This is a genomic window from Bradyrhizobium sp. MI1.4, from assembly GCF_055811315.1.
In genome coordinates this window covers 221,402-245,393 of the sequence record NZ_JBVVPP010000001.1, presented here as the reverse complement: position 1 = coordinate 245,393, position 23,992 = coordinate 221,402, and the positions used below count along the sequence as shown (strand labels likewise).

The window sequence follows — 23,992 nt, the reverse complement described above, 5'->3', positions numbered from 1 at the left end:
AACATGGCAGGGCAGGTTGAGGGTAAAGTGGCGCTGGTGACGGGCGGCGCCTCCGGCATCGGCGAAGCCGTCGTCGAGCTATTCGCGCGCGAGGGCGCCACCGTCATTGCCACCGACATCGACGAGCTGCGCGGCCCCGAGCTCGCCAATCGCATCACCAAGGCCGACGGCAAGGCGATTTTCCTGGAGCAGGACGTCACCAGTGAAGAGCGCTGGATCGAGATCACAGCCGAGATCGCGAAGCGCTTTGGCCGGCTTGATATTCTCGTCTCCAACGCCGGCATCGGCATCGCCGTGCCCTCGATCGTCGACATGACGCTTAGCGACTGGCGCAAGCAGAACGCGATCAACCTCGACGGCGTCTTCCTCTCGGTCAAGCATTGCCTGCCCTTGATGCGCAAGACCGGCGGCGGCTCGATCGTCATGATGTCCTCGCTCGCGGGCCTGCGCGGCGCGCCTGGGCTGTCGGCCTATTCGGCGACCAAGGGCGGCGTGCGGCTGTTCGCGAAGTCGATCGCGATGGAGTGCGCGGCCGCCGGCGACGGCATCCGCGTCAACTCCGTCCATCCCGGCATCATCGACACCCCGATCTGGGGCAAGATCCCGACCGGCGCGACCGGCAACCAGGGCAATGCACCGATCGATCCCGAGGAGCGTGCGCGCCTCGTCACGCCGCTCGGCCGCGCCGGCCATGCTTCTGAGATTGCCTCCGGCGTGCTGTATCTGGCCTCCGATGCCTCGTGCTACGTCACCGGCAGCGAGCTCGTCATCGACGGCGGCATGAATGCCGGCGGCGTGCCGCGGCGGCAATAGGCCGTCGCGCGGGCTGCGAAGGGCAGGGTGGCGCCCGCGGGGGCTGACGCGCAGGCGTCGGACCTGTACAACGCGGGCGTCTTCCGAACGACAGAGGTGTCCTTCCGCCATGGCGCACAGCCTTCACTCTTCGTCCTCCACGCCAGCAACGTTCCGCTCGAACCGTCCGGACCTCGTCACCGACGCGATCCGCAGCGCGCGCGAGGATCTTGCCGCCTGCTTTCGGATGGCTGCGCGCAACGGCTTTGAGGAGGGCATCTGCAACCACTTCTCGGCCGTGGTGCCGGGCCATGACGATCTCTTCCTGGTCAACCCTTACGGCTACGCCTTCCGCGAGCTGACCGCGTCAAAGCTGCTGATCTGCGATTTCCACGGCAGCGTGCTCGACGGCGAGGGCGTACCCGAGGCGACCGCGTTCTACATCCATGCCGAGATGCACAAGCGCCTGCCGCGCGCCAAGGTCGCCTTCCACACCCACATGCCCTACGCCACGGCGCTGTCGATGACCGAAGGCGATCCGCTGATCTGGGCCGGCCAGACCGCGCTGAAGTTCTATGGTCGCACGGCCGTGGACCGCGACTACAATGGCCTTGCGCTCGACAACCGCGAAGGTGCGCGCATCGCATCCGCCGTTGGGGATGCCGATATCATCTTCATGAAGCATCACGGCGTGATGGTGCTGGCACCGACCATCGCGGAGGCCTGGGACGATCTCTACTATCTCGAACGCGCCGCCGAGGTGCAGGTGCTGGCGATGTCGACCGGGCGACAGGTGCTGCCGGTCGATCCCGCGATTGCAGCCGAGACCTACAGGCAGATGCGCGAGGGCGATTCCGAATCTGCACGGCTGCATCTTGCGGCGATCCGGCGGCAGCTCGATGCGGAGGAGCCGCAATACCGGCATTGAGCCGGCCTAAGACCCCTGGCGTAGCTTCGCCAGCACCTTCAGCCCGCCATAGCCGTCCGCAGGCACGATACCGGCCCTCTGCTGAAAATCCTTGATTGCCTTCATCGTGTCGTTGCCGACGCGGCCGTCGGTGCCGCCGGTGTCGAAGCCCGCCTTGGTCAGGCGCGTCTGCATCTCCTGCACCTCGGCGAGTGTCAGCGCGCGCTCGGAGCCGGGGAACGGCTGGATGAAAGGCGGGGCGCCGAGGCAGCGGTCGCCGAGATGGCAGATCGCCAGGGCATAGTTCATCGAGGGATTGTAGCTCTTCACCGCGTTGAAATTCGGTCCCAGCAGAAACGTCGGCCCGCCCGCAACCGGCGTCCACATCTGCGCGGATGCGGAGGCTTGCGGAAACGGCTGGCCGTCGGCGCGGGTGACGCCGGCCGCCTGCCAAGCCGCATAGGTCCGGCTGCCGCTCATCTCACCGGGCGTGCGCACCTCGTAGCCCCAATGCTCGCCGCGGTGCCACTTGCCGCGATTGACGAGATATTTTGCCGTCGAGCCCAGCGCGTCGTCGGGCTTGCCGAACGGCGACACCTTGCCGTCGCCATCATAGTCGATGCCGACATTGAGCCAGACTTCCGGCATCCATTGCGAATGCCCCATCGCGCCGGCCCAGGATCCCTGCATCTGCTCCGGCGTGCTCCAGCCCTTGTCGACGATGCGTAGCGCGTTGATCAGCTCGGTTTCCCAATAGGCCTTGCGTCGCGGTTCGTTCCAGGCGAGGGCGGCGAGCGAGGGAAACACCGGCGTCATGTGGTTCTGCTGCACCAGCGGATCGCCATAGGCGGACTCGACGCCCCACAGCGCCAGCAGCGTGCCGCGCTCGACGCCGAAATCGCGCTCGATGCGCGCGAGCAGCGCCTCGTTGTTCTTCAGCGCGATCTTGCCGTTGATGATGCGCCAGTCGGAGACGCGACGGTTGATGTATTGCCAGACCTGCTCATGAAATTCGGGCTGGTTCCGCATCTGCTTGAACACGCTCATGTCGGGCTCGACCCGCGCCATCGCACGCTGCCATGTCGCAGCCGAGATGCCCTTGGCCATGGCACGAGCGCGAAAACCCTCACGCCATTCGTCGAAGCCTGGAGGTGCGGCGAAGACATGCGTCGGGAAAGCGAGCAGGGTGGCGGCGCCGATCGTGAAGGCGCGGCGGGTATGATGGATCGAGGAATCAGCGTGTTTCATCGACTTATTGTAGCGGGAAATGCGGCTCCTGTGAGTCGGTTCCTGGAGGGTCGGGAACGGGACGTCCGTCCTGTTCCTTCCGGAACAAATTGTCGCACTCACGCATTCCCTCCGCATGCAATCGAGGAGGACGAGATGAGGAAATATCTGTTTGCGGCCGCCATGGTCACCGCTATCGCAGCCCCCGCATTCGCCGACGAAGTCGGTGTTCATGTTGGTCCGGTCGGCGCCGGCGTGACCGTCGGACAGTCCCCGGAATATCGAGAGCGTGACCGCGATCGTGATCGCACCACCGTGATCAAGGAGCGCGAGCCTGCCGACCGCACCACCGTCATCAAGAAGGAAGATGAATTCGGTAACCGCGAAAAGACCGTGATTCATCACGACAACGACTAACGGAGCGGGGCCCCGGCCGATGGTCGGGGCCCGCCTTCCGTCGAGAATTCGGGGTCGAATGAAGATACGCGCGCATGCAGAGAGCCACGTCGTCGAGCTCGACGACGGATCACAATGGCAGATTTTCCCTGGCGATCTCGCCACCACACTGAGCTGGAAGCCCGAAACCGATCTGCACCTGGAGCGAAGCGGCGAGCGGGTGAGTTCGCATGAGCTGGTGAACGACGCCGATCAAAGCCGCGTGCGGGTGATCGCAGCGGGCGAGACCTGGCCCGATGGCGAGGTTAAGAAAGTGTTGAAGGGCGGGTAGGGCGCGCCTGCAACGGGTCGGATATCCCCAATTTTGAGCCTGTCACTTTACGGTCGATTCGCTTCCGTCTGCGCACAATGCGTGAATGCAGGAGCTGTTCGACATCATCCGCGCCAATCCCTGGCCGTTCGGCGCCGGGTTGTTCGTCGTCGTCCTGATGATCCTCGCGGAGAACTTTGGGCGCGGTATTCAAGGCCACGGCGCCGTCAGTGACTTCCCGGATTCGGACGGTGGCGACGGCGGAGGCGGCGACTAGGTCCCGCCAGCGGCAAGCGCGCTTCGCCTAGTCCTCCTGCAAATCGGCCGCGATGCCTGCGAGCCAGCGGCGAATGCTTGCCTCGGCCTTGACATCGAGCCCGGCGGCCAGCCGCTTCTCCAACGCAATCACCCTTTCCCGGCACGCTTTCAAAAGCGCCGTGCCGCGCGGCGTCAGCGTCCATTGCTGGATGCGGCCGTGGACGGGATGCGGCGTCATCACAATCGCGCCGTCACGCTCGAGATTGCGGATGATGACGCCGACGGTCTGGGGCGTCAGAAAGGTGAGGCGGGCAACGTCGGCGCCCGAGAGGCCCGGATAGGCGTTGAGCATGGTCAGCACCGCGAATTGCGGTGAGGTGACACCGAGATCGGCGAGCGACCGCTCCATCGTCAGACGGACTGCGGCGTGGGCCTGGCGCAAGAGATAGCCGAGATAGCCTTGCTCGCCGCGCTTGCCTTCCCCTGGGGCTGGCACGCGCACGGCGTCAGGCTTGGCAGTCTTGCGCCGGGATTTCGATCTCGTGATACTGGGCGACTTGCGCAACATGTAAGTGCTCTTATAAGATGTAAGCGGTCTTACAATACCACGAGGTGAACGGCAATGTCACACGCCCGCAGCGAATACGAGGATTTCAAGAAGATCGCGCCGGATGCGTATGAGCTGGTGCTGGCGCTCGGCCAGGTGGCGGCCAAGGCCGGTCTCGACAAGCAGCTTCTCGAACTGGTCAAGCTCCGGGCATCGCAGATCAACGGCTGCGCCTTCTGCGTGCAGCATCACATCCTGCTTTCGGAGCGGATCGGCGTGCCCGTCGACAAGCTCAATTTGGTCGTGGTCTGGCGCGAGGCGCCGATCTTTTCCGCGCGCGAACGTGCCGCGCTGGCCTGGACCGAGGCGCTGACCTGCCTGCCCGACGGAGTCGGCGAGGGCGTGTATGCCGAGGCGAGCCGTGAATTCTCCGAGACCGAACTGACGTACCTGACCTCTGCGGTTGCCTCGATCAACGTCTGGAATCGTTTCGGTGCGGCGTTTCGCTGGACACCGGCGAAGCGACCGGTCGCAGCGAATGCGGCGGCATCCTGATTGCAACGAAGGGAGATCGTGATGACGGTAGTAAGTTTGCCCACCACATTGGCGCCATCGCGTTCGATGGCGATCGCCGTCGTCGGCGGGCTTGCGTGCGCGCTTGCGATCGGCAAGGCGTTGCCGGTGACGATGGACACCATTTCCGGCGCACTCGCGCCGCTCTGCGCCACCGCCGCCGAAAGCTCGCCGCTGGACAAGGTCGAGCCGATCGACTCCTACGCGCTGCCGAACGTGCCGGGCAAGCGCGTCACCATCGTGCGCGTGTTCTACGGCCCTGGCGGGTTCTCGCGGCCGCATCGTCACGCAGGATCCGTCACCGCCTACATAACCAAGGGCGAGATCCGCTCCCAGCTCGGCGGCGGCCCGGTCGAGACGTTCGGCGTCGGCCAGTCCTTCTTCGAGCCGCCCGGCTCGACGCATCTGGTCTCGGCCAATGCCAGCACCACGGAGCCGGCGGAATTGATTGCCGTGTTCGTGGCGGACGAGGGCGCGCAACTCACGACGTTGCTGGAGTAGCCGGCACCCGCAATCTGCAGCCGCTTTTGTTCAGGTCGGCTGCGATCGCTTCAGACGTTTCCATAGCGGTGAAAGACCGTATGTGACGGCCGGTATCGCAACTGCGCCGACAAGGAGCCCAATAACGCCTGAAATGGCTGCCTCGACCGCCCATCCGACGGTGCCGGCAATGGAGGGAAGGCGGTGCGCGGCAGCCTCGGTCGCGGCATGAACCGTATGGCCGACTACCGGTGGGCCGTATTGTTCGATGCCGTGCAGGATGATGCCGCCACCGACCCAGATCATCGCGGCGGTGCCGATGGTGCTCAGCACCGCCAGGAAGACAGGCATGCCGCGGACCAGCGCACGTCCAAGCAATCGGATTGCGCCGCCAACAAGCGAGGCGCCGTCATACCGCGCAAGGGCCAGGCCGACATCGTCCGCCTTCACGATCAAGGCGACCACGCCGTAGACTCCAACAGTGATGAAAATGGCGACGAGTGCGAGCACGAGCGCCTGGGTCCAGATGCTGCCCGCCGGGACGGCCGCCAGCGTGATCGCCATGATCTCCGCCGACAGGATGAAATCCGTTTTGATGGCGCTTGCGACTTTCTTGTCCTCGACCGACCGCGCGTTCAATGCAATTGGCTGGGGCTGGGCTTCGTGGTGGCGCGCATCATGCGGCATCGCGGCTTCGAGCACCTTCTCGGTGCCCTCATAGCACAGAAAGGCGCCGCCCAGCATGAGCAGCGGCGTGACCGCGGCGGGAAGGAAATAACCAAGCAACAGGGCAATGGGCAGCAGGATCAGCAATTTATTGCGCAGCGACCCAACCGCAATCTTGCCTACGATCGGCAGTTCGCGTTTCGAGGCAAAGCCGATCACGTAGTTCGGCGTGACGGCTGCGTCATCGATGACCACGCCAGCCGCCTTTGCTCCCGCCTTGGCCGTTTGGCCCGCGACATCGTCGAGCGAGGCTGCCGCCACCTTTGCGATCGCTGCGATATCGTCGAGAAGACCAATCAGTCCGACACTCATCAACCCAGTTCCTTCGGCCTTCCATCGGGCGGTGTGTGCGACAACACGCTTTTGCACTGCCTGGCAATGGAAGGAGCAAGCCGTCAGTTCTCGTCGCCGCCCGATCCCTCGCGCAGGTCCGGCTTGAGCACGTCCTCCGGCAGCGCATGCGCCACAGGCTGTGGCGTGCCGGCGATCTCCGGGCCGACCTCGCGGCCGCGGGCGTGGATCAGGCGCTCATAGGCGGAGACCAGCGTGACGTAAGGACTGACCCAGATCCAGCCGTCGCGGGTGAACACTTGCACGTCGAAATGCAGGTGCATCGAGGTGCCGGCGGGATGGTCGAGATAGTTCGAGACCACGCCGATCTTCTCGCCCTCCGATACGATGCGGCCATTGAGCAGGCCATCCGCGTTCAGCGCCTGCGGGTTCATATGCATGTAGCGGAAGCGAATGTGCTCGCTCCGGCTGTTGATTTGCAGCGTCACAGCCTGGTCCTTGGAAGCGCGTATAACCCTCGCATCCCGCACGGCGACGACGGCGCGCTGCTTGGGATCACAGGCTTGGCGGCCTTCACCAGGCGGTGGGCACTCGGCCGCGCGGATGTCCTCGCCCTGATGGCCATAGCCGCCGCCGCATTGCCAGACCTCGAAACTCCGGGATTCGCAGAAATTGTCGCGCCAGGGATAGGCGGTCGTGCTCTCGATCTTGTCGCGCTTGGCATAGGATTGCGAGTGCACGAACGCGGGCGCCTTCTCGAGAGGAAACCGGATTTGTGCGTAGGCCATCACGTCGGGATGGCCGCCCTGCTTGCGATAGCCGGTGTTCGGGATGATGTCGCCGCTCGGCCTGTAGGTGAAGTCCGGGGAGCGTACCGTGGGACGATCGAGAATGTTGGAAGCGATGTCCGTGAGCGGCCGCATGCGCTGGCCGCCCGCCACGCGCAGCGCCTTCAGGAAGCGCTCGGCGATCGGATAGGCCTCCTTGCAGGCAAGCCGCCGCGGCTTGGCAACGCTGTCGAGGCATTGGATCGACACCACATAGGCGACGCCGAAACGGGTGAAAGCGTAGCGCATATAGCCTTCCCGGATGAACTTGCGCAGGTCCGGGTAGAGCGCCGCGAGCGGTTTGACCGGCTCGCCCTTGCCGCCCGAGGGATCGGCAATGTCATAGACCAGCGCCGAGCCCGTGATCTGCACCTCGACCGGCCTTGCGAAGACCCGGCTCGGCATGCCGTCTCCGGTACCAGGCTCGAACGAAAAGGTCGCGCTGTAGCCGGCGGGACCTGCATCGAACAGGTCGACGGAATTGAAGTCAGCCTGGTAGCGCGACAGCGCGACGGTCGCCGGCGCGCCATTGCGCCGAGCTTCGAGATACGCGGCAGCGTCGAACGGCAGCAGCACGGGCACGGAGCTGCGGGCGATGCCGGTGAAGAATTGCGAGGAGATCGCGTTGAGCTGCACCAGCGCCGGCATCGCGCGCGGATCGTAGCGCGGCACCGAACGACGGGGTGCGAAGATGAAGTCTTCCGCGGCCCGGGGATGGACGTTGATTTCGGTGCGGAGCTGGTCAAGCGCCGCGCGCCAATCGACGCGCAGCGCCGTGAGTGAGGGGCTGCGGAACTCATCCGCAGCAAGTGGAGAGGCAATGAGGAGCGAAAGCGACGCCAGAAGTTGCGAGACGAAGCGGAAACTTTTCCCAACCACTGTCTCGCCCCCCGGCGGCACCTGTTGCGCTCGCTTTGGTCCCGTCAGTCCTTGGCACGCTCGGAGTAGGAGCCGTCTTCGGTCATCACGACGATTCGGGTGCCGACGGCGATGTGCGGCGGCACCGTGGTGCGAACGCCATTCGAGAGCACGGCGGGCTTGTAGGACGAGGAGGCGGTCTGCCCCTTGGTCACGGGCTCGGTCTCGATCACTTCCAGCGTCACGCGCTGCGGCAGGGCGATCGATACCGGGTTGGAACCGTGCAGCGATAGCTTGACCGTCATGCTCTCCTGAAGATAGGCCGCCGCATCGCCGATCACATCCTTGGACACCTGGACCTGGTCATAGGTCTCCGGGTTCATGAAGTGATAGCCGTCACCATCTTCATACAGGAAGGTGTAGTTGCGCTCTTCGATTGTGGCCTTCTCGACCTGATCGGTGGTCTTGTAGCGCTCGGAGATCTTTACCCCGTCCGAGATTCGGCGCATTTCGATCTGGCTGACCGGGGTGCCCTTGCCGGGATGGATGTTCTCGGCGGTCACGACGACATATAGCTTGCCGTCTTGCTCGATCACGTTGCCCTTGCGAATAGAACTGGCGATGACTCTCAAAGCTGTATTTCCTGCTTGCTTGGCCCGGCTCGGGCCAGGACGTGGTCAAATTGATGGGGGACCTGGGGCCCCAAATCAGACCGCGGCACCCGTTTCGGGCCGCAACATACTGGTTTTGCCGTTGGATGCCAGCATTTTGCTGGCTTGCGGGACAGCCGGTTAATGGCTGGGGACAAGCCGATGTCGCCGTTCTGGTCCCCCTCGCGGCATCTCGACCGCCGGCCCTTCTTGCAGGCCAGGGGAGCCATCACTGGGGCTCTACGGGGATTTTTCGTCGAGCAGGGCTTCGTCGAGGTCGAAACCTCCGTTCTCCAGGTCTCCCCGGGCAACGAGACCCACCTGCACGCCCCCCGGACCGAGATCATGCGGCCCGACGGCAGCCGTGTGAGCCGATATTTGCGGACCTCGCCGGAATTCGCCTGCAAGAAGCTGCTGGCGGCCGGGGAGACCCGGATTTTCGAGTTCGCCCGGGTGTTCCGGGACCGTGAGCGCGGCGACCTGCATTTGCCCGAATTCACCATGCTGGAATGGTACCGGGCAGGCGCCCCCTATGACGCCATCATGGCCGATTGCGTCGTCCTCATCGCCCGCGCGGCCCAGGCGACCGGTATCGGCACGTTCGCCTTCCGCGGCCGGACCGCCGATCCCTTCGCCGAGCCGGAACTTGTAACGGTGGCCGGCGCCTTCGAGCAGCTTGCGGGAATCGACCTGCTTGCGACCATTTCCGGCGGCGAGGGCGACCGCGCCGCGCTCGCGCGGTCAGCTGCCGGCAAGGTCCGCGTGGCCGAGGACGACACCTGGTCCGACATCTTCAGCAAGGTTCTGGTCGAGCATGTCGAGCCGCATCTGGGGCAGGGCCGTTTGACCATCCTGTTCGAATACCCATCTCCAGAGGCGGCACTGGCGCGCGCGAAGGCGGGCGATCCCCGAGTCGCCGAGCGGTTCGAGGTCTATGCCTGCGGTGTCGAGCTCGCCAACGGTTTTGGCGAACTGACCGACGCCGAGGAGCAGCGCAAGCGCTTCACGCAATCCATGGCGGAGAAGCAACGCCGCTACGGCGAAGCCTATCCGCTGGACGAGGACTTTCTGGTCGCGGTCGCGGCGATGCCGGAGGCAAGCGGCGTCGCGCTCGGATACGACAGGCTGGTGATGCTGGCGAGCGGCGCGTCGCGAATTGATCAGGTGGTGTGGACGCCGCCTGCAGATGAAACGTTGAGCGAGACATGATGAAGAGCAATCTTGCGCGCACATTGCGCGAGCCGGCCGAACTTGTGGCCGAGCAGCTGGTGTCAGCCACAGCGCTGCCGGTGCTCGATCGCATTGCCGCACGCTATGCGGTTGCGATCACGCCGGCGCTGGTCGATCTGATCGACAGGTCCGATCCCGACGATCCCATTGCGCGCCAATTCGTTCCGACTGCCGCAGAGTTGGAAATGCAGCCGGGCGAGAACGCAGATCCGATCGGCGATCATGCGCACTCGCCGGTTCCCGGGATCGTGCATCGCTATCCCGACCGTGTGCTGTTCAAGCTCGTTCACGTCTGCGCGGTCTATTGCCGCTTCTGCTTCCGCCGCGAGATGGTCGGACCCGGCAAGGAGAACGCGCTCTCGGACGCCGCCTATCGCGCGGCGATCGACTACATCCGCGCGCACAGCGAGATCTGGGAGGTGATCCTGACCGGGGGGGATCCCCTGATGTTGTCGCCGCGGCGGATGGGCGAGATCATGGCCGATCTGGCCGGAATCGATCACGTCAAGATCATCCGCCTTCACACCCGCGTGCCGGCGGCCGATCCCGCGCGCATCAGCGACGAGATGGTGGCTGCGCTCAAGGCCGAAGGCGCCACCACCTGGGTGGCGCTGCATGCCAACCATGCGCGCGAACTGACGGGACCGGCGCGTGCCGCCTGCGCGCGGCTGATCGATGCCGGAATTCCCATGGTAAGCCAGTCCGTGCTTTTGCGCGGGGTCAATGACAACGCGACCGCTCTGTCGGATTTGATGCGAGCTTTCGTCGAATGCCGGATCAAGCCCTATTATCTGCATCACGGTGATCTCGCGCCGGGCACTGCGCATCTGCGAACGACACTCGCCGAGGGGCAGAGTTTGATGCGGCAGCTGCGCGGACGGCTGTCAGGACTGTGTCAGCCCGACTATGTCATCGACATTCCCGGCGGCGCCGGCAAGTCGCCGGTGGGACCGAATTACGTGTTGCCGATGCAAAATACCGCACCTGATGCGGGTGATGCGGCATCGGAAACGCGCTATCGTATCGTGGATTATTGCGGCGACGTTCACCTCTATCCGCCCGAGACCTGATTGGTCGTGATGGAGATGCTGGCTCGAGGAATGGAGAAGCAAAATGAGAAGCATCATCCTAGCACTGTCGCTTCTGACGGTGTTCGGCAGCGCCGGCTTCGCGCAAACGGGAAGCAAGGGATCGACGACCTCGGGACAATCGGCGGGTTCTTTGCCGCCTGCGCCCGTCGGTCATCGGCAGCCGCGCGCTGGCGACGTGCCAAGTGAGAAGAACCTGAGCGACCCGAACGATCCCCTCAGCAAGGAAAATCAGGCGCTCGACAAGAAGATCAAGAGCATCTGCCGCGGCTGCTAGGCGCCGGGAAAGCGGGCAGGGTGCGACAGCCTCACCCCGCCCGCAATCGTTTGGTCAGGCGGAGCGCTCGTGCAGCCCTGCGCGCTTGATGTTGCGCCGGATCTCGACCGCGTCAGCGAGCTGCTTGAGCACGGTTGCCGTGGTCGCCCAGTCGATGCAGCCGTCCGTGATGCTCTGGCCATAGGTGAGCGGCTTGCCCGGCACCACGTCCTGGCGTCCGGCGACGAGATTGCTCTCGACCATCACCCCCATGATGCGGTTCTCGCCGCCGGAAATCTGCCGGGCGATGTCGGCCGTTACGAGCGGCTGGTTTTCCGGCTTCTTGCTCGAATTAGCGTGGCTCGCATCGACCATCACGAGCGGTGCGACGCTTGCTTTCGCCAGATCGTTGCAGGCCGCCGCGACGCTTGCCGCATCGTAGTTCGGCGTGCTGCCGCCGCGCAGGATGATGTGACAATCCTCGTTGCCCGCGGTTGAGGCGATCGCCGAGCGGCCGAGCTTGGTCACCGCCATGAAATGATGCGGATTCGAGGCCGACTTCACCGCGTCCGCCGCAATCCGCACATTGCCGTCGGTGCCGTTCTTGAAGCCGACCGGGCAGGACAGCCCCGAAGCCAGCTCGCGATGGATCTGGCTTTCGGTCGTGCGCGCGCCGATCGCGGCCCAGGACACGAGGTCCGCAATGTATTGCGGCGTCGTCATGTCGAGGAATTCGGTGCCGGCGGGCAGGCCGAGATTATTTACCGCCGAGAGCACGTTGCGCGCCAGCCGCAGGCCCTTGTTGATGTCGAAGCTGCCGTCCAGATCAGGATCGTTGATCAGGCCCTTCCAGCCGACCGTGGTGCGCGGCTTCTCGAAATAGACCCGCATCACGATCTCGAGTTGGTCGGCAAGCTCTTCGCGCAAGCTCGCGAGGCGCTCGGCGTATTCGAGCGCGGCCCTGGGATCATGCACCGAGCAGGGGCCGACCACGACCAGAAGCCGGTCGTCCTGGCCATTGAGAATCGCATGGATGGCGTTGCGTGCGGCCATCACCACGCGCGTCGCGGTGAGCGTGCGCGGGACTTCCCGCATCACCTCTTCGGGCGTGCTCAGCTCTTTCAGTTCGCGGATACGAAGATCGTCGGTCGTGCTCAGCACGGCGGGCTCCTGTCATTTTGAGACCCTGCCGGCCAATAAAAAAGCCGCCAGGTCTGGCGGCTTGTTCGGACGTTTGCTGCAATGTTTCAGATTGAGCGCGATCCTCCTGCCGCCAGCGAGCTGTCGTAGCTAAAGTACCAAAAATAGCTGGTGACGAGGGTGATCATCGCCCGTCATATAGCGTGCGATCGGCGGCTTGTCACCCCCCAATAGACGTGACGGCCACGCGGCGCCTCAACTGTTGCTTTTGCGTGCCGCCAGCGCCATGCCGATCAGGGTGGCGCCGCCGAACAGCAGGTTGATGCCGACGAGGATACCGATCGCCCATTCCGCCGAGCTCGGCAGTCCCGTGATCACCATGAACGAGATCGCGATGTCGACGAGGCCCGAGATCAGGAGCCACGACCAGCGGCCGCCCGGCTCGCGGCGATGCTCCAGCGCGTACATGATGGTGGCGACGCCCTCGGCGAGGAAATAGGCGCCGAGCACGATGGTCAGCGTCAGCACGGCCTGGATCGGCCGCGCCAGCAGCAGCATGCCTGCAAGCACGGCCAGCGCGGCCGAGATCAGCGACCACCAGAAGCCCGGCGTGCTGCGCGCCCAATAGGTGGCGATCAATCCGCCGATGCCGCTGATCAGGAACATCCAGCCGAGGAAGATCGCAATCGCAAGGCTTGCGAGCGGCGGCAGGATCAGCGCGGCGACGCCAAGCACCGCAAGCAGGATGCCTTCGAACAGAAAGGCCTTCCAATGTGCCTTGACCGTCCCGCTCATGGCGGATTGCAGCCGGGAAAAATCCTCAGGCGATGTCATGGGCAGGCTCCGGATCGAGAGGTGTGTCCTCAATCTAGTCTAGTACGTGCACACCGCGCTTGCCATCCCGCGGCTCAGCCGCCGCCGTGCGCCGACGAAAAACCTTCGCCGCTGGTGCGGATGCGGTTGCGGCCGAGAACATAGATCGCGGTCGTGACGATCAGAAGTGCGAGGCCGAGCAGGATCGAGACCAGGCCGATCGGGATCAGGGCCAGCGTCAGATTGCGCTCGGGATTGATGAGCCAGTGATGGATCGAGGTCAGCACGAAGGCGAGCCCGAGAAAGCCGACGCCGCCACCGGCAAGCAGCAGCGCCCACATCCGGCGGAGCTGGCTGAGGCGCTCGCGCGCGACGTCGGTTCGGGGCGCGTGATGGCGCGCGACGCGCCGTACCAGGCGGATAGCGAAGGCGATCGAGCTGAAGCCGATCAGCAGGCTCGCGCCGCCCAACCACATCCGCAGCGCCGGATCGAGATCCGGCATGCGCTGAAGCGTGAGCAGGGGGAAGTCGAAGGCCGAATGCAGGGCGAGCGGACCTGCGAAGATCAGCAGCCGGCTGGAGAGACGAGCCCAGTCGCGATGATGGCGGTTGGCACCCAGCGCCGTGCCGGCGCGCGCGATGGTCAGATAGGCGCCGGCGATGATGCCGAGCGCGCCGTGGAACGGCACGGTCAGCACGCTGCGCAAGGCGGCCAGCGAGCGCCACATCTCGGCGTGCTGGACGAGATAGGCGAGGTTCTCGTAGGCGGCGAAGCCCAGGCCAACCGCGGCGCCATAGACCACGGTGTCCATCGGATTGGCGAAGGTCCGCCGCTTGGTCGAGGCGACCAGCACGATCGCGATCACCTTGACCGCTTCCTCCGGCAGCGCGACGCCGAAGATCGAATGCATGGCCAGTGCCGCCCACGGGTTGTCCGGGGCCGCAACCATCTTGGCGAAAGGGGCGCGGGCCAGGCCCAGCAGCGAAATGCTGGCCGCGCCGAGCAGGAAAGCGGTCCAGACCTGGGCCGGCGGTCCGGGGCGTTCCTCGGCGGCAATGACGAGCCACAGCATCAGCAGCGCCGGGGCAATGGCGGCCGTTCCGATGACGGTGGGTAACGCTTCAATCAGGTACATCGGCGCCGAAAATAGGTTCCCTTGATCCGCTTATCTACATTCCCTGATGCGACCTTGTGTCATGCGCTTGCTGTCGCGCCTCTTAACAAGCGTGACAGCCTGCGTTCATCAGGACAGTCGCCGAGGTGCAGAATAACGAGCGCAATCAATTGCATGACAGAACCACCTCGTCATCCCATGACAACGGTCGCGCGCCCGTCATCGGATCGCGATTGGTAAGTCAGATCAAGGCAATGTGCAGGTTTCTTCGATTGACGATGCACGTGTCGCCGCGGCAAGTCCAGAGCCGGGATTGCCCCGTCCGGGCTACGCACGGCCGGCCGAGCCGGTCTAGTCACGCTTGATCGCGCGGGATGGGGACGCGGTGCGGCGGCCCCGGAGTTGCTCCACCTCCCAGAAGGCGCGGATAAGGCACGTACCAAGGCAGAGCACGATGAGCAACAGCAGAAAGGCCTGATCGAAGGCGGGGATGTGAGTCATGGCAATGATAAAGCAACGGGCGTGCCACGCGTTCCCGCCACGCGCCCTGCCGCGGCGGCTGGCTGCCGATCGTAGCCCGCTTTGACTGTCTCAATGCGTGGTGAGCGGCGGCGGCGCGTCGGGCGCGACGTCGAAGGCGCCGAGATGGAACTCCTCGCCGGTGGACGCGTCCGGCTCGGAATGCTGCGCCATCAGCGTGAACGCGGCCTGCGGGTATTGCTTCCAGATATCGAGATCGTCGGCGGTGATGGTGAGCCAGCCGAACGTGTACATGTAGCGTCCGGGCTCGGTGACCCGGCCGACCCTGTCCCAGGTGATCTTGTCGACTCTGACCTTATCGACTGTAATTTTCTCGACTGCCATTCGGTCCCCCGATCGCAAGTCTGCAAATGACGTCCGGAACGAGGCGCGGACCTTCAAAAGCTTATCTCGAAATAGGGCTGCGATAGGGCAGCGCGGCCGGAGGATCAGGCCGATTGCAGCATGGCCGTGCGGACGATCAGCCGGACGACGTCGTCCCGCGACTGCTTTTCGGCGAATTTGACAGCAAAGCCGTTTTCGAATTTGCGGATCACGCGCCCGACGCAAGCGCCGACCGCAAGCGGGGTTCCCACTGGCGGATCGTATTCGCAGGATATCGCGACACCGGCCGTGGAGACGTCGATGATGAAGCAGGCATGGGTGCTGCCGTCGGCGAGCGTCAGGAAGGTGTGCGCGACCTGCGGAACGAAGCGCGCGTCATTCCGCAGCTCCTGGACGCTGGCGTCCTTTTGCTTCTTCTCGAGCCAGGTCAGCTTTTCCGACATCCAGGCGCGCCGGGCCCGCGTCATGTCGAGCTCCATCAGGAAGCCCGATTTCAGCGTCGCGCTGATGGTGCATTGGAATTCGCCAAAATCCTGGAAGTAGGAGGTCACGCGCTCGCCGACCTTTCCGACTACGGGAACGTCGACCATCATGCGGAACGGTGAAACGCGGCTGGTGCGGCAGGCGAAGGTACGGAGCTTGCCCTCGCAATCGTACCAACGCGGCAGCGAGTAGCTGCCACTCACGGTGACATGCACGGCACGCTGTCTGAGGAACTCTGCGACGGACATGGGCGCCAATCGTGTTTCGGAGGTTTTCCGTAATTCCACGGTAGCAATCAAATTCTAAGCAAATGATACCGGCGCTCACGAGCAGGGGTAAATTTCCGGTAAATGCGCAGATCGGGGCGGGCGGCATAGCGCCGCGATTGTCAGGCCCGTGACCTCACGATCGCGTCATCCGAGCAGCACCAGCAGAGCCAGCACGCCAAGGGCCATAGCGAGCTTGATCGTCGCGCAGGCCAGGCCGCTCGGTCGCCTCTCAAATCCGAACCACGGCAATGCATGCTGCATCGCGCGCGTTGCGAATGCTTCGACGATGGCGAACAAAAGAGCGATTCCGGCGAGCAAGGACCACGATGTGTCTGGAAGCATCCATGTCGCGAGCCAGGCGGGGACGGACGCTTTCAGCGATGCCAGCAGCGCGAACCATCCGAACAGGGATACGAAGCCCTTGATGATGTCGGGCCCGATCGTACCAAGCTCGAGACGGATGCCGATCTTTGCAAGAGCGAGTTCGATGCGCTCGCCATCGGTGAAGAAGAGAAAAGCGCCGAGGTAGAGAGGAACGCGCGACTGAAACAGCAGCGCGATGATGCCGAACAGGACGGCGTAGCCGCAGGCGTCCCCGAGAATGTTCGTGCCGGCCGTATGCGACGGCTCCAACGCAGGCGTTGCCCGAGGCAGCGACCTGGCGCGCGCCATGTGCTCCAGCATTCTGGCGCGCCGCTCCGGCACGTAGGCTGCCGTGCGGTGGATCCATGGCGGCAGCGCCGGCGAGGCAATCCCGGCCTGGTCGTCCGAGGGAGATTTGTGCTGCGCCATCGGCCTGCATCCGGTTCAGTCTGGACATTGGTCGGAGGCGAGGGGCAGGGAGGTTCATGCGGGGCGGCAGATTCGCCCTGTCATCTAACGCCGGATGATGGCGCTCCCTAGCGGAATCGAACCGCTCTCTCCACCGTGAAAGGGTGGCGTCCTAACCGATAGACGAAGGGAGCAAACCCAGGGCCCCGCCGCTTTTCGCGGCACGGCCGCTGGCCGCCCGAGTCATGCCCGGCGGCTGCAGCGGGCGAACCTATAATGGCCTTTGGCGCCCTGGGCAAGCCGTTCGGGAACGGTCTTTTGGCACCGGTGGATAGCATCCCACCCAAGGATCGGTCGGCCGAATTCAACGGTTTCTTAGGTTCCCTGAGCTAGCGCTGGACTGGGAGAATTTAAGCCGATGCCACCGCCCAAGAAGCGCGCAGCCCGCAAGTCGCTGTCGCAGCATGCCTGGATCACGCTCGACGGCGGATTCGCAGCGCGGCAATGCCTGGTCCAGGACATCTCCGCCACGGGCGCCAAGATCACGCTGGACGAGGATGCGAGCCAGCTCCCGGGCGTGATCCGGATGGCGTTCGCGCGCGATGCGCGGACCGGGCGGAGCTGCCAGGTGGTGTGGCGCCGCGGCAAATCGGCCGGCATCAAGTTCATCTGATCCCCGGGCAAAGCGACCCCGATGGCGCGCGACGCCGGTCCGGGCTAGTACGGCCTGCATGCGTGCGCCGCTCCTCATCCTGATCTCGTTGCTGACGACGTCCGCGGCCGCGGCGGAAGCCTTGCGTCTGCCGCCTCCGGAGCGCCCACAGGCCGGCAAGGCCTTGCCGCTGAACGGTGCCGGCGGGAGCGCGAAAGCGGGCTCCTGCGCCGCCTATGGCCGCGGCTTCCATCTGGTCGAGAGCACCGGCACCTGCGTCAAGATCGGCGGCTCGATCAGCGTCGAGACCACGGTCAGGCGCTGAGCCCCCATACCGCCGGACATCATGCGGCCCGAGATCATCGTCCCGTTCGTGATGTATTGCGCGCTGCTGTGGTGGGTCGGCCGCGGCCTGAGCTGGACTGCGCGGCTGGGCACCGCGGCGGTCACGCTCGTGCTGATTTTCTGCGTGCTGCTGTTCGAGCGCGGCTGGCCCTAAAACAAAAAAACGCGAAAACAACCCGATGCACAGTAGCCGCCATCTCCCGGCGCCGCGCGGCAAAATGCCGATTCATCGTGCTCGTAACGGACTTAAGCCGCGCCACCGCTCACGACATCGGCGGTGCCACAAATTGCGCAAAACCGGGCCGTTTGCCGAGTTCGGCGAGCCAGCGCGTCAGATGCGGCTGCGCGGGCCGGGTGATGCCCTCGACGCCGAGCCAGCGCCGCGCATAGGCGCCAACCGCGATGTCGGCGAGCGTGAACGCATCGCCGTCCATGAACGGACGCGTGGAGAGCAGGCGGTCCGCGATGGCCCAGACCTCGGCGGCGGCATCGGCATCCTTTTGCACCTGGATCATCTCGCGCTCGGCGGGCGGCGTGCGCACGATGCCCCAGAACACCGGGCGGTCGACCGGCTGCACCATCGACAGCGTCCAGTCGAGCCAGCGGTCGACGCTGGCGCGCAGCCTCGGCGCCTCGGGATAGATCGGCGTGCCGCGCCCATGCGCGAGGCAGAGATAGCGCATGATCGAATTGGATTCCCACAGCGTGAAGTCGCCCTCAACCAGCGTCGGGATCCGCGCATTGGGATTCATCGCGAGATAGTCGGCGTCGCGGGTCTTGCCGAACGCCATGCCGGCGTCGATGCGCTCGTAAGCCAAGCCGAGCTCGGTGAGGCACCACAGCACCTTTTGCACGTTGACCGAATTGGCGCGGCCCCAGATCGTCAGTTTTTGGTCCGGCACATCATCCTCCCGCGGCGCTTCTTTCGGCGCGGGTAATAGCGGAATTCACTGCGGCGAGCGACGGGCGATTGCGCCGATCCTCTCATGCAAAAGGTCCGCATGCAAAAGGTCCGCATGCAAAAAGCTCCGCCCGAGGCGGAGCTTTCATTGCAAGGCAAAGCCTGGTCAGGCGATCAGCGGCCGAAGAACAGCCACAGCAAGATGATCACCGGGATCGGCACGCCCAGCATCCACAACAAAATTCCGCGTCCCATCGCGTCCTCCTCCAATTGCATTATCGAAGAGAGAACGATGCCCCAGAACACCGGGCGGTCGACCGGCTGCACCATCGACAGCGTCCAGTCGAGCCAGCGGTCGACGCTGGCGCGCAGCCTCGGCGCCTCGGGATAGATCGGCGTGCCGCGCCCATGCGCGAGGCAGAGATAGCGCATGATCGAATTGGATTCCCACAGCGTGAAGTCGCCCTCAACCAGCGTCGGGATCCGCGCATTGGGATTCATCGCGAGATAGTCGGCGTCGCGGGTCTTGCCGAACGCCATGCCGGCGTCGATGCGCTCGTAAGCCAAGCCGAGCTCGGTGAGGCACCACAGCACCTTTTGCACGTTGACCGAATTGGCGCGGCCCCAGATCGTCAGTTTTTGGTCCGGCACATCATCCTCCCGCGGCGCTTCTTTCGGCGCGGGTAATAGCGGAATTCACTGCGGCGAGCGACGGGCGATTGCGCCGATCCTCTCATGCAAAAGGTCCGCATGCAAAAGGTCCGCATGCAAAAAGCTCCGCCCGAGGCGGAGCTTTCATTGCAAGGCAAAGCCTGGTCAGGCGATCAGCGGCCGAAGAACAGCCACAGCAAGATGATCACCGGGATCGGCACGCCCAGCATCCACAACAAAATTCCGCGTCCCATCGCGTCCTCCTCCAATTGCATTATCGAAGAGAGAACGCTTAGGAGAGGGGCTGGTTCCGGCAAAAAGGCCTACCAATAGCCGATGTTGGGCATCGACGACCACGGCTCCTGCGGCGGCTTCGGATCGCCCTTCTGCAACAGCTCGATCGAGTGCAAATCCGGCGAGCGGACGAAGGCCATGTTGCCGTCGCGCGGCGGACGGTTGATGGTGACGCCGGCCTTCATCAGCTTCTCGCAGGTCGCGTAGATGTCGTCGACTTCATAGGCGAGATGGCCGAAGAAGCGATCCTCGCCGTATTTTTCCTCGTCCCAATTCCAGGTGAGCTCGACCAGCGGCGCGCCGCGCGTCTGCGGCTGCTTCTTCAGCGCCTCGAGATCGTCCGACGAGCACAGGAACACCAGCGTGAAACGCCCCTTGTCGTTCTCGATCCGCCGAACCTCCTTCAGCCCCAGCGCATCCTGGTAAAACTTCAGCGCGACATCGAGATTGCGCACGCGCAGCATGGTGTGGAGGTATCGCATGGTTGTTGCTCCCTGGGTGGATGGAGGGTTTTTGGTTCGGCCGAGCCGAAGGGAGTAGGAGATAGCAGGAAAATCCGGGGAGGGGCAGGGGGCGGGTGCACATGTGCATGAGGGTGAAGCCGGCTGATGAAGTAAATCAGCCGGCGAAATTTCAATGCACTCTCACCGAAAATCCAGTGCCGCACATGCGCCATTGGCTGTGTGTGCGGGGCGGTCTGCTTTCGCGACCTATTGCGCCGCGAGGCGGTGTCCGGCCTGCTCGATCGGCGGCATGAAGCGCGATACCGCGGTGCCTTCGGGGTCGCGAAACTGGAACGTCCTGTTGCCCCATGGCATCGTTTTCAACTCGTGCACCAGCGTAACCTTGTCTTTCAGGCGCTGATAATCCGCATCGATGTCTTCAACCTGAAACTCGATCCCGGCGGTGCGGTTCGCGCCGGGCTCGGCACTGTTTTCTTTCCAGAGCGTGACCGTCTCGGCTGCGCCGATTGCGAGGTTGGCGCCCGGCGTCACGATCTTGGCGAACACCGGCGCGAGCCATTCGGCGGAACATCCGGTCACCATTTCGTAGAACGAAACCATGATTTTGATGTCAGTAGCGATCAGGCGAGTGGAGGCGAACTTCATGGCATGTCCTTTGGTTGACCGCAGATTTGAGCGGCATCGCGGGGCTCGTCGCACACCGCTGCTGCCACCCTGATGTCAGCAGTCACGATGCCGCGCCGAGCGCGCCGTGAATGGCGATGGCATTGCTCAAGCGCTAGAAAACGAGCCCTTCACGAAGCCCCACAGCGCTAACCGGGTCCTCAGAACGTGACGCAAATCGCAGAACTGGGCCACCTCACTCACGGGGGACACGGGGTTGTTTAGCCGTTGGCAGATGAACTCCCCGCGGAACTGACGCGACTAACCGCTATGGCCAATATTCTAGGCGAGCTTCTGTTTGCACTTATCCGCTCGATTGTTGCCGGATGGGCGTATGCGCTCTGGGTCAAACTGGCGACATGGCTCGAGCCGAAAATTCAACGGCGTTGGGTGAAGATTGCCGTAGGAGGCCTCCTCGGCCTGGCAGCCTTTTTTATGATTCCGATCGTGATGGCGCTGTTGGGCCTTTGAAGACAATGAAATCCGTTCTCACCGTCGCACTGGCAATCGGGGCCCTCGTCTCGACGGTGCTGCTCGTCATGGAGCAGCTAACCGACTACTCCACCCCTGTGATGGCATGGGAGATGCCGGGTATATCCGCAGCTTACCTTTTCTGGGGAGCTGTCGGCAGTTCCGTTTTCTTGGGCGTCGCCATCACTTGGGCCGTGAACGCCATCGTTTACGGGGCGCCCGCTTTCGTTGTCCTTACAGTCATCAAGCTGGCAATCCGCGATCTGCCGAAGTGACAGAACTGAGCTCGGCGCGGAGCCGATGCTCAGCGCGCTCAAGAAAATGAGCGGCAGCAGGTCATGCAAGGCGCCTGACGCGCCTTGCGTGATCGTCTGAAATTTCGCCTGCCGGCGAGCGGCCGGACGGCCGGCATCATGAACCACGACGGAGTTCGAGGCGACGAATGCCCGTAAACGAAGGTCTCTCGTCGTGAAATGGTTTAGACGATACGCAGTTGGCTGCCTGATCGCGGTGCTCCTGTTCTCGGGCCGAGACAGTTACAAACGGCCCGGCGAAGACATGCGCTACGGGGCCATCCTTATGGTAGCCGCCGGTTGGCCTGTTGTTGCCGCGATTGTCGTGGGAAGCACCATCGGTGACATCGTACATGACGTGAAGCAAGGCAAAGCAGGATGAGTGCCCGGCTCGCAAAGCGACAGGCCCCGATCCCGGCATTGAAGTTGTGGAATCGACATTGCGGGATCGTGCGCTCAATCGACGCTGTCTGTGCCCGACGAAATGCAGCGCGCTCAACGTTTGTGAATGCAGCGTTGGCCGAACGCCTGCAACCTTCCCGCGTCACTTCTGATCATCGGTGAGTCATGTTCTTCCGTCTCGCAGGGGCGGGGCGTACATGCCCGCTGTCTACTTCTCGAGCCCGGCCTTTTGCCGCATCGTGTCGATCAGCTCTGACGCCTCTGCCTTGGTCAGATCCTTCTTGGGGAGGGGCTTGTGCGCCTGCTCGGCGAGGGTCTTGAGGTAGGATTCCTGGGCGCCGGTCATCGGGTCGTCGCCGGAAACCCAATCCTTCGGATCCTTTTGTGTGTTGTCCCCGGTGTTGTCAGCTGTCTTGTCAGCCATCGCGATCTCTCCTTTTCCACCTAACGTCGGCGCGCGCTTGTCGTTCCTCATTTGTTCGTCAGTCGAAAACGTGCGGAAATTGAACGTCTCGAGATCTGCCATGAAGAACCGACCTACTGGCCAGCGCGGAACAAGCGCTCCCGCCAAGCGTAGGTTCTGCATGAGCGAGAACCTGTCCCATCTCATCGAACATTCCGTGCAGATCGCCTGGGATTATCTGGAGCGCACCGGACAAGTCAGCGACGCGCCGTTCACCAGCCGCTTTCTCTCGGCCGCCGTCGAAGAGATGGTCCGCAAGGGCGAGCACAGACGCCTCATGCTGGCCAACCGGGCCATCACGGCGTTCGAGCGGCTTTCCAATAGGCAAGCTGCATAGATCGGTCCCCGGCCTTCGGTCGTCACTGCGCGGCGGTCCTGCAGTTCTCCGAGTGCAATTTGTTGAACCCCGGCGAAGCCCGGCGCGACCAACCGCCATGCTGCAAAGCCTGCTCGGCATCGGAATTGGCTTCGCGGCCTATGTGCTGAGACACCAAAGAGGAAAGTCGTGAAGGCGATCACACTGCTCGCGGTGGCGGCCATGCTGCTGGTGGAAATCTTCGGGTCGAAGGCGAGCGTCGGCGGCTCGATGAGCTTCATGCTGGTCTTTGTGCTCGTGATGCTGGCTGTCGCGATCTACGAGGCTTGGTCGAACGAGCGCGGCGCGATCGGATGGATCGTCAACCTGTTCGCTTCGGCGGTTGGCGGGCTGGTTGCGGTTGCCCTGATCGGGATGGCCGTGGAGGCGATGCTGCCATACCTTCACCTCGAAGGTTCGCTCGCGTCCTCGCAACATCCCCTGAAATACGTCCTAGTCGCAGCCATTGCGATCTGCATGGTGCTGGGATCATGGCTGCCGCTGTTGGCCGTCAACCGGTTTCGTCACTGAAGGGCACCCGGCGTCGCGCTCCCTAGCGCTTTGCTTCCTGCTTGCCACGCCTGATTTCCTCAGCCTCGTCCACCAGCTTCAAGGCGGCGCCGTCGTAGCTCAGCTTGAGCCCACGGCCGACAGTCCATATCCATCCGTCCCCGGCGTCCCTGGTTGGCTGGGCGTTGAACTGGTCGGAGATCGATTTGACGGCAGCGTCTTGGGGACCCGGATTGTTCAACTCCGCAATGACGCGCCAGATGGGATGTTTGGGATCAGGATTCCCAGGGTCAACGTCGTCGGCAAAGATCGTGACCTTGGCGCCGTCGACTGCGCACTCCAGGACGTAGGAATCGCGAATCTGACGGCAGCGGTAGCGACGTTGCGTGACGAGCTTGTTGGTTTCGTCGAATGTCATCCCTGGCGAAAAGCCGAGGATGTCGGACTTCTTCACGAGTGCCATAGACGCAGGCTTTAGAAAGCCGGGCTGTACCGCCACGAGAACGGCGGCAACAACAACGATCAAGCCGGCGACAACAATGGCAATCTTCATCAGCCCCTCACAAGAAACGTTCGACCATACAACAGCCGGAGCGTTCTACCAGCCATCGCCCTGCATGCTTCGAGCCTCCGGCTATTTTTGTAGGACTGCACCTT

34 protein-coding genes, 1 tRNA gene and 1 pseudogene are annotated in these 23,992 nt (G+C 63.7%); 18 read left to right on the top strand and 18 right to left on the bottom strand.

Going from position 1 to position 23,992, the window contains the following annotated elements; translation table 11 throughout:
- Positions 1 to 3 precede the first annotated feature (3 nt).
- Positions 4 to 813 carry an SDR family NAD(P)-dependent oxidoreductase gene (locus AC0L23_RS01240; RefSeq protein WP_026232728.1) on the top strand — a complete coding sequence of 270 codons (810 nt, stop codon included), beginning with the start codon at positions 4 to 6 and terminating at the stop codon, positions 811 to 813.
- Positions 814 to 922: 109 nt separating this feature from the next.
- On the top strand, positions 923 to 1,720 hold the full coding sequence (locus AC0L23_RS01235) for an aldolase (protein ID WP_085385270.1): 798 nt from the start codon (positions 923 to 925) through the stop codon (positions 1,718 to 1,720).
- A gap of 6 nt (positions 1,721 to 1,726) precedes the next feature.
- Here AC0L23_RS01235 and AC0L23_RS01230 read toward each other — a convergent pair whose 3' ends face one another.
- Positions 1,727 to 2,947, bottom strand: coding sequence for a lytic murein transglycosylase (locus tag AC0L23_RS01230; RefSeq protein WP_018454406.1), 1,221 nt, complete (start codon positions 2,945 to 2,947; stop codon positions 1,727 to 1,729).
- 135 nt (positions 2,948 to 3,082) lie between these two features.
- Here AC0L23_RS01230 and AC0L23_RS01225 point away from each other — a divergent pair, with 135 nt between their 5' ends.
- From AC0L23_RS01225 to AC0L23_RS01215, 3 genes are all read left to right on the top strand, one after another.
- Positions 3,083 to 3,343: a hypothetical protein gene (locus tag AC0L23_RS01225; RefSeq protein ID WP_007591459.1), complete on the top strand. Its 261-nt coding sequence runs from the start codon at positions 3,083 to 3,085 to the stop codon at positions 3,341 to 3,343.
- 58 nt (positions 3,344 to 3,401) lie between these two features.
- Complete coding sequence (locus tag AC0L23_RS01220) at positions 3,402 to 3,653, top strand: hypothetical protein (protein ID WP_018454404.1); 252 nt, start codon at positions 3,402 to 3,404, stop codon at positions 3,651 to 3,653.
- A gap of 85 nt (positions 3,654 to 3,738) precedes the next feature.
- Entirely contained in the window at positions 3,739 to 3,909 is a 171-nt protein-coding gene (locus AC0L23_RS01215; RefSeq protein WP_018454403.1) for a hypothetical protein, read from the top strand.
- A gap of 27 nt (positions 3,910 to 3,936) precedes the next feature.
- On the opposite strand, the gene AC0L23_RS01210 is transcribed toward AC0L23_RS01215, so the two are convergent.
- Complete coding sequence (locus tag AC0L23_RS01210; RefSeq protein WP_018454402.1) at positions 3,937 to 4,458, bottom strand: MarR family winged helix-turn-helix transcriptional regulator; 522 nt, start codon at positions 4,456 to 4,458, stop codon at positions 3,937 to 3,939.
- Positions 4,459 to 4,512: 54 nt separating this feature from the next.
- Here AC0L23_RS01210 and AC0L23_RS01205 point away from each other — a divergent pair, with 54 nt between their 5' ends.
- Together AC0L23_RS01205 and AC0L23_RS01200 are read left to right on the top strand one after the other, a co-directional pair.
- A complete protein-coding gene (locus AC0L23_RS01205; protein ID WP_018454401.1) occupies positions 4,513 to 4,992 on the top strand; it encodes a carboxymuconolactone decarboxylase family protein in 480 nt (159 codons plus the stop codon).
- 21 nt (positions 4,993 to 5,013) lie between these two features.
- Positions 5,014 to 5,511, top strand: coding sequence for a cupin domain-containing protein (locus AC0L23_RS01200; protein ID WP_085353466.1), 498 nt, complete (start codon positions 5,014 to 5,016; stop codon positions 5,509 to 5,511).
- 30 nt (positions 5,512 to 5,541) lie between these two features.
- Here the strand turns inward: AC0L23_RS01200 and AC0L23_RS01195 are convergent, their stop codons facing one another.
- From AC0L23_RS01195 to efp, 3 genes are all read right to left on the bottom strand, one after another.
- On the bottom strand, positions 5,542 to 6,528 hold the full coding sequence (locus AC0L23_RS01195) for a DUF808 domain-containing protein (protein ID WP_018454399.1): 987 nt from the start codon (positions 6,526 to 6,528) through the stop codon (positions 5,542 to 5,544).
- Between the two features lie 83 nt (positions 6,529 to 6,611).
- Positions 6,612 to 8,234, bottom strand: coding sequence for a M23 family metallopeptidase (locus tag AC0L23_RS01190; RefSeq protein ID WP_085353465.1), 1,623 nt, complete (start codon positions 8,232 to 8,234; stop codon positions 6,612 to 6,614).
- Positions 8,235 to 8,257: 23 nt separating this feature from the next.
- Positions 8,258 to 8,824, bottom strand: a complete 567-nt coding sequence (efp, locus tag AC0L23_RS01185) for an elongation factor P (protein WP_026232726.1) — start codon at positions 8,822 to 8,824, stop codon at positions 8,258 to 8,260.
- Between the two features lie 162 nt (positions 8,825 to 8,986).
- Between efp and epmA the strand changes: the two genes are divergently transcribed.
- Genes epmA through AC0L23_RS01170 form a run of 3 tightly spaced genes read left to right on the top strand, consistent with a single transcriptional unit; the run spans position 8,987 to position 11,437 of the window.
- The gene (gene epmA / locus AC0L23_RS01180) at positions 8,987 to 10,051 is read left to right on the top strand and encodes an EF-P lysine aminoacylase EpmA (RefSeq protein WP_085353464.1); all 1,065 of its coding nucleotides are present in this window, start codon (positions 8,987 to 8,989) and stop codon (positions 10,049 to 10,051) included.
- A complete protein-coding gene (locus AC0L23_RS01175; protein WP_085353463.1) occupies positions 10,048 to 11,142 on the top strand; it encodes a lysine-2,3-aminomutase-like protein in 1,095 nt (364 codons plus the stop codon). The genes epmA and AC0L23_RS01175 overlap by 4 nt, the downstream gene beginning before the upstream one ends.
- A gap of 43 nt (positions 11,143 to 11,185) precedes the next feature.
- Positions 11,186 to 11,437, top strand: a complete 252-nt coding sequence (locus AC0L23_RS01170; protein WP_018454394.1) for a hypothetical protein — start codon at positions 11,186 to 11,188, stop codon at positions 11,435 to 11,437.
- A gap of 54 nt (positions 11,438 to 11,491) precedes the next feature.
- Here AC0L23_RS01170 and AC0L23_RS01165 read toward each other — a convergent pair whose 3' ends face one another.
- The 7 genes from AC0L23_RS01165 to AC0L23_RS01135 form a co-directional block, all read right to left on the bottom strand.
- The gene (locus tag AC0L23_RS01165) at positions 11,492 to 12,577 is read right to left on the bottom strand and encodes a 3-deoxy-7-phosphoheptulonate synthase (RefSeq protein ID WP_085353462.1); all 1,086 of its coding nucleotides are present in this window, start codon (positions 12,575 to 12,577) and stop codon (positions 11,492 to 11,494) included.
- 234 nt (positions 12,578 to 12,811) lie between these two features.
- Positions 12,812 to 13,390: an HdeD family acid-resistance protein gene (locus tag AC0L23_RS01160; protein WP_026232724.1), complete on the bottom strand. Its 579-nt coding sequence runs from the start codon at positions 13,388 to 13,390 to the stop codon at positions 12,812 to 12,814.
- A gap of 74 nt (positions 13,391 to 13,464) precedes the next feature.
- Positions 13,465 to 14,505: a PrsW family glutamic-type intramembrane protease gene (locus tag AC0L23_RS01155; RefSeq protein ID WP_018454391.1), complete on the bottom strand. Its 1,041-nt coding sequence runs from the start codon at positions 14,503 to 14,505 to the stop codon at positions 13,465 to 13,467.
- A gap of 570 nt (positions 14,506 to 15,075) precedes the next feature.
- The gene (locus AC0L23_RS01150) at positions 15,076 to 15,348 is read right to left on the bottom strand and encodes a hypothetical protein (protein ID WP_018454389.1); all 273 of its coding nucleotides are present in this window, start codon (positions 15,346 to 15,348) and stop codon (positions 15,076 to 15,078) included.
- 104 nt (positions 15,349 to 15,452) lie between these two features.
- On the bottom strand, positions 15,453 to 16,079 hold the full coding sequence (locus tag AC0L23_RS01145; protein WP_018454388.1) for a pilus assembly protein PilZ: 627 nt from the start codon (positions 16,077 to 16,079) through the stop codon (positions 15,453 to 15,455).
- A gap of 165 nt (positions 16,080 to 16,244) precedes the next feature.
- Complete coding sequence (locus AC0L23_RS01140) at positions 16,245 to 16,892, bottom strand: hypothetical protein (protein ID WP_085353460.1); 648 nt, start codon at positions 16,890 to 16,892, stop codon at positions 16,245 to 16,247.
- Between the two features lie 98 nt (positions 16,893 to 16,990).
- Positions 16,991 to 17,065 (bottom strand) — tRNA-Glu (locus tag AC0L23_RS01135).
- A 224-nt stretch (positions 17,066 to 17,289) separates the two neighbouring features.
- On the opposite strand from AC0L23_RS01135, the gene AC0L23_RS01130 reads away from it, so the two are divergent.
- Genes AC0L23_RS01130 through AC0L23_RS01120 form a run of 3 tightly spaced genes read left to right on the top strand, consistent with a single transcriptional unit; the run spans position 17,290 to position 18,022 of the window.
- On the top strand, positions 17,290 to 17,544 hold the full coding sequence (locus tag AC0L23_RS01130) for a PilZ domain-containing protein (protein ID WP_007591415.1): 255 nt from the start codon (positions 17,290 to 17,292) through the stop codon (positions 17,542 to 17,544).
- Positions 17,545 to 17,602: 58 nt separating this feature from the next.
- Positions 17,603 to 17,848: a hypothetical protein gene (locus tag AC0L23_RS01125; RefSeq protein ID WP_085353459.1), complete on the top strand. Its 246-nt coding sequence runs from the start codon at positions 17,603 to 17,605 to the stop codon at positions 17,846 to 17,848.
- A 21-nt stretch (positions 17,849 to 17,869) separates the two neighbouring features.
- Positions 17,870 to 18,022 (top strand): hypothetical protein, encoded by a 153-nt coding sequence (locus AC0L23_RS01120; RefSeq protein ID WP_162496334.1) that lies wholly within the window; start codon positions 17,870 to 17,872, stop codon positions 18,020 to 18,022.
- A 109-nt stretch (positions 18,023 to 18,131) separates the two neighbouring features.
- On the opposite strand, the gene AC0L23_RS01115 is transcribed toward AC0L23_RS01120, so the two are convergent.
- Positions 18,132 to 18,770 carry a glutathione S-transferase family protein gene (locus AC0L23_RS01115; RefSeq protein WP_085353458.1) on the bottom strand — a complete coding sequence of 213 codons (639 nt, stop codon included), beginning with the start codon at positions 18,768 to 18,770 and terminating at the stop codon, positions 18,132 to 18,134.
- Positions 18,771 to 19,024: 254 nt separating this feature from the next.
- A pseudogene (locus tag AC0L23_RS01110) lies at positions 19,025 to 19,420 on the bottom strand (glutathione S-transferase N-terminal domain-containing protein); the annotation flags it as partial.
- Positions 19,421 to 19,504: 84 nt separating this feature from the next.
- Between AC0L23_RS01110 and AC0L23_RS01105 the strand changes: the two are divergent.
- Positions 19,505 to 19,753: a hypothetical protein gene (locus AC0L23_RS01105; RefSeq protein ID WP_473356755.1), complete on the top strand. Its 249-nt coding sequence runs from the start codon at positions 19,505 to 19,507 to the stop codon at positions 19,751 to 19,753.
- On the opposite strand, the gene AC0L23_RS01100 is transcribed toward AC0L23_RS01105, so the two are convergent.
- Both AC0L23_RS01100 and AC0L23_RS01095 read right to left on the bottom strand, forming a co-directional pair.
- Entirely contained in the window at positions 19,744 to 20,196 is a 453-nt protein-coding gene (locus AC0L23_RS01100; protein ID WP_473356754.1) for a VOC family protein, read from the bottom strand. The two genes, AC0L23_RS01105 and AC0L23_RS01100, sit on opposite strands and share 10 nt — an antisense overlap.
- 228 nt (positions 20,197 to 20,424) lie before the next feature.
- Entirely contained in the window at positions 20,425 to 20,823 is a 399-nt protein-coding gene (locus AC0L23_RS01095; RefSeq protein ID WP_085353456.1) for a VOC family protein, read from the bottom strand.
- Between the two features lie 288 nt (positions 20,824 to 21,111).
- On the opposite strand from AC0L23_RS01095, the gene AC0L23_RS01090 reads away from it, so the two are divergent.
- On the top strand, positions 21,112 to 21,312 hold the full coding sequence (locus tag AC0L23_RS01090; RefSeq protein WP_018454381.1) for a hypothetical protein: 201 nt from the start codon (positions 21,112 to 21,114) through the stop codon (positions 21,310 to 21,312).
- Positions 21,313 to 21,317: 5 nt separating this feature from the next.
- A complete protein-coding gene (locus AC0L23_RS01085) occupies positions 21,318 to 21,587 on the top strand; it encodes a hypothetical protein (protein WP_018454380.1) in 270 nt (89 codons plus the stop codon).
- Positions 21,588 to 22,215: 628 nt separating this feature from the next.
- Here the strand turns inward: AC0L23_RS01085 and AC0L23_RS01080 are convergent.
- Positions 22,216 to 22,431, bottom strand: coding sequence for a DUF3072 domain-containing protein (locus AC0L23_RS01080; RefSeq protein ID WP_026232720.1), 216 nt, complete (start codon positions 22,429 to 22,431; stop codon positions 22,216 to 22,218).
- Positions 22,432 to 22,591: 160 nt separating this feature from the next.
- Between AC0L23_RS01080 and AC0L23_RS01075 the strand changes: the two genes are divergently transcribed.
- Together AC0L23_RS01075 and AC0L23_RS01070 are read left to right on the top strand one after the other, a co-directional pair.
- Complete coding sequence (locus AC0L23_RS01075; protein WP_018454377.1) at positions 22,592 to 22,807, top strand: hypothetical protein; 216 nt, start codon at positions 22,592 to 22,594, stop codon at positions 22,805 to 22,807.
- 168 nt (positions 22,808 to 22,975) lie between these two features.
- Entirely contained in the window at positions 22,976 to 23,356 is a 381-nt protein-coding gene (locus AC0L23_RS01070; RefSeq protein WP_018454376.1) for a hypothetical protein, read from the top strand.
- Between the two features lie 22 nt (positions 23,357 to 23,378).
- On the opposite strand, the gene AC0L23_RS01065 is transcribed toward AC0L23_RS01070, so the two are convergent.
- Positions 23,379 to 23,888, bottom strand: a complete 510-nt coding sequence (locus tag AC0L23_RS01065; protein WP_085353455.1) for a hypothetical protein — start codon at positions 23,886 to 23,888, stop codon at positions 23,379 to 23,381.
- Between the last annotated feature and the right edge of the window lie 104 nt (positions 23,889 to 23,992).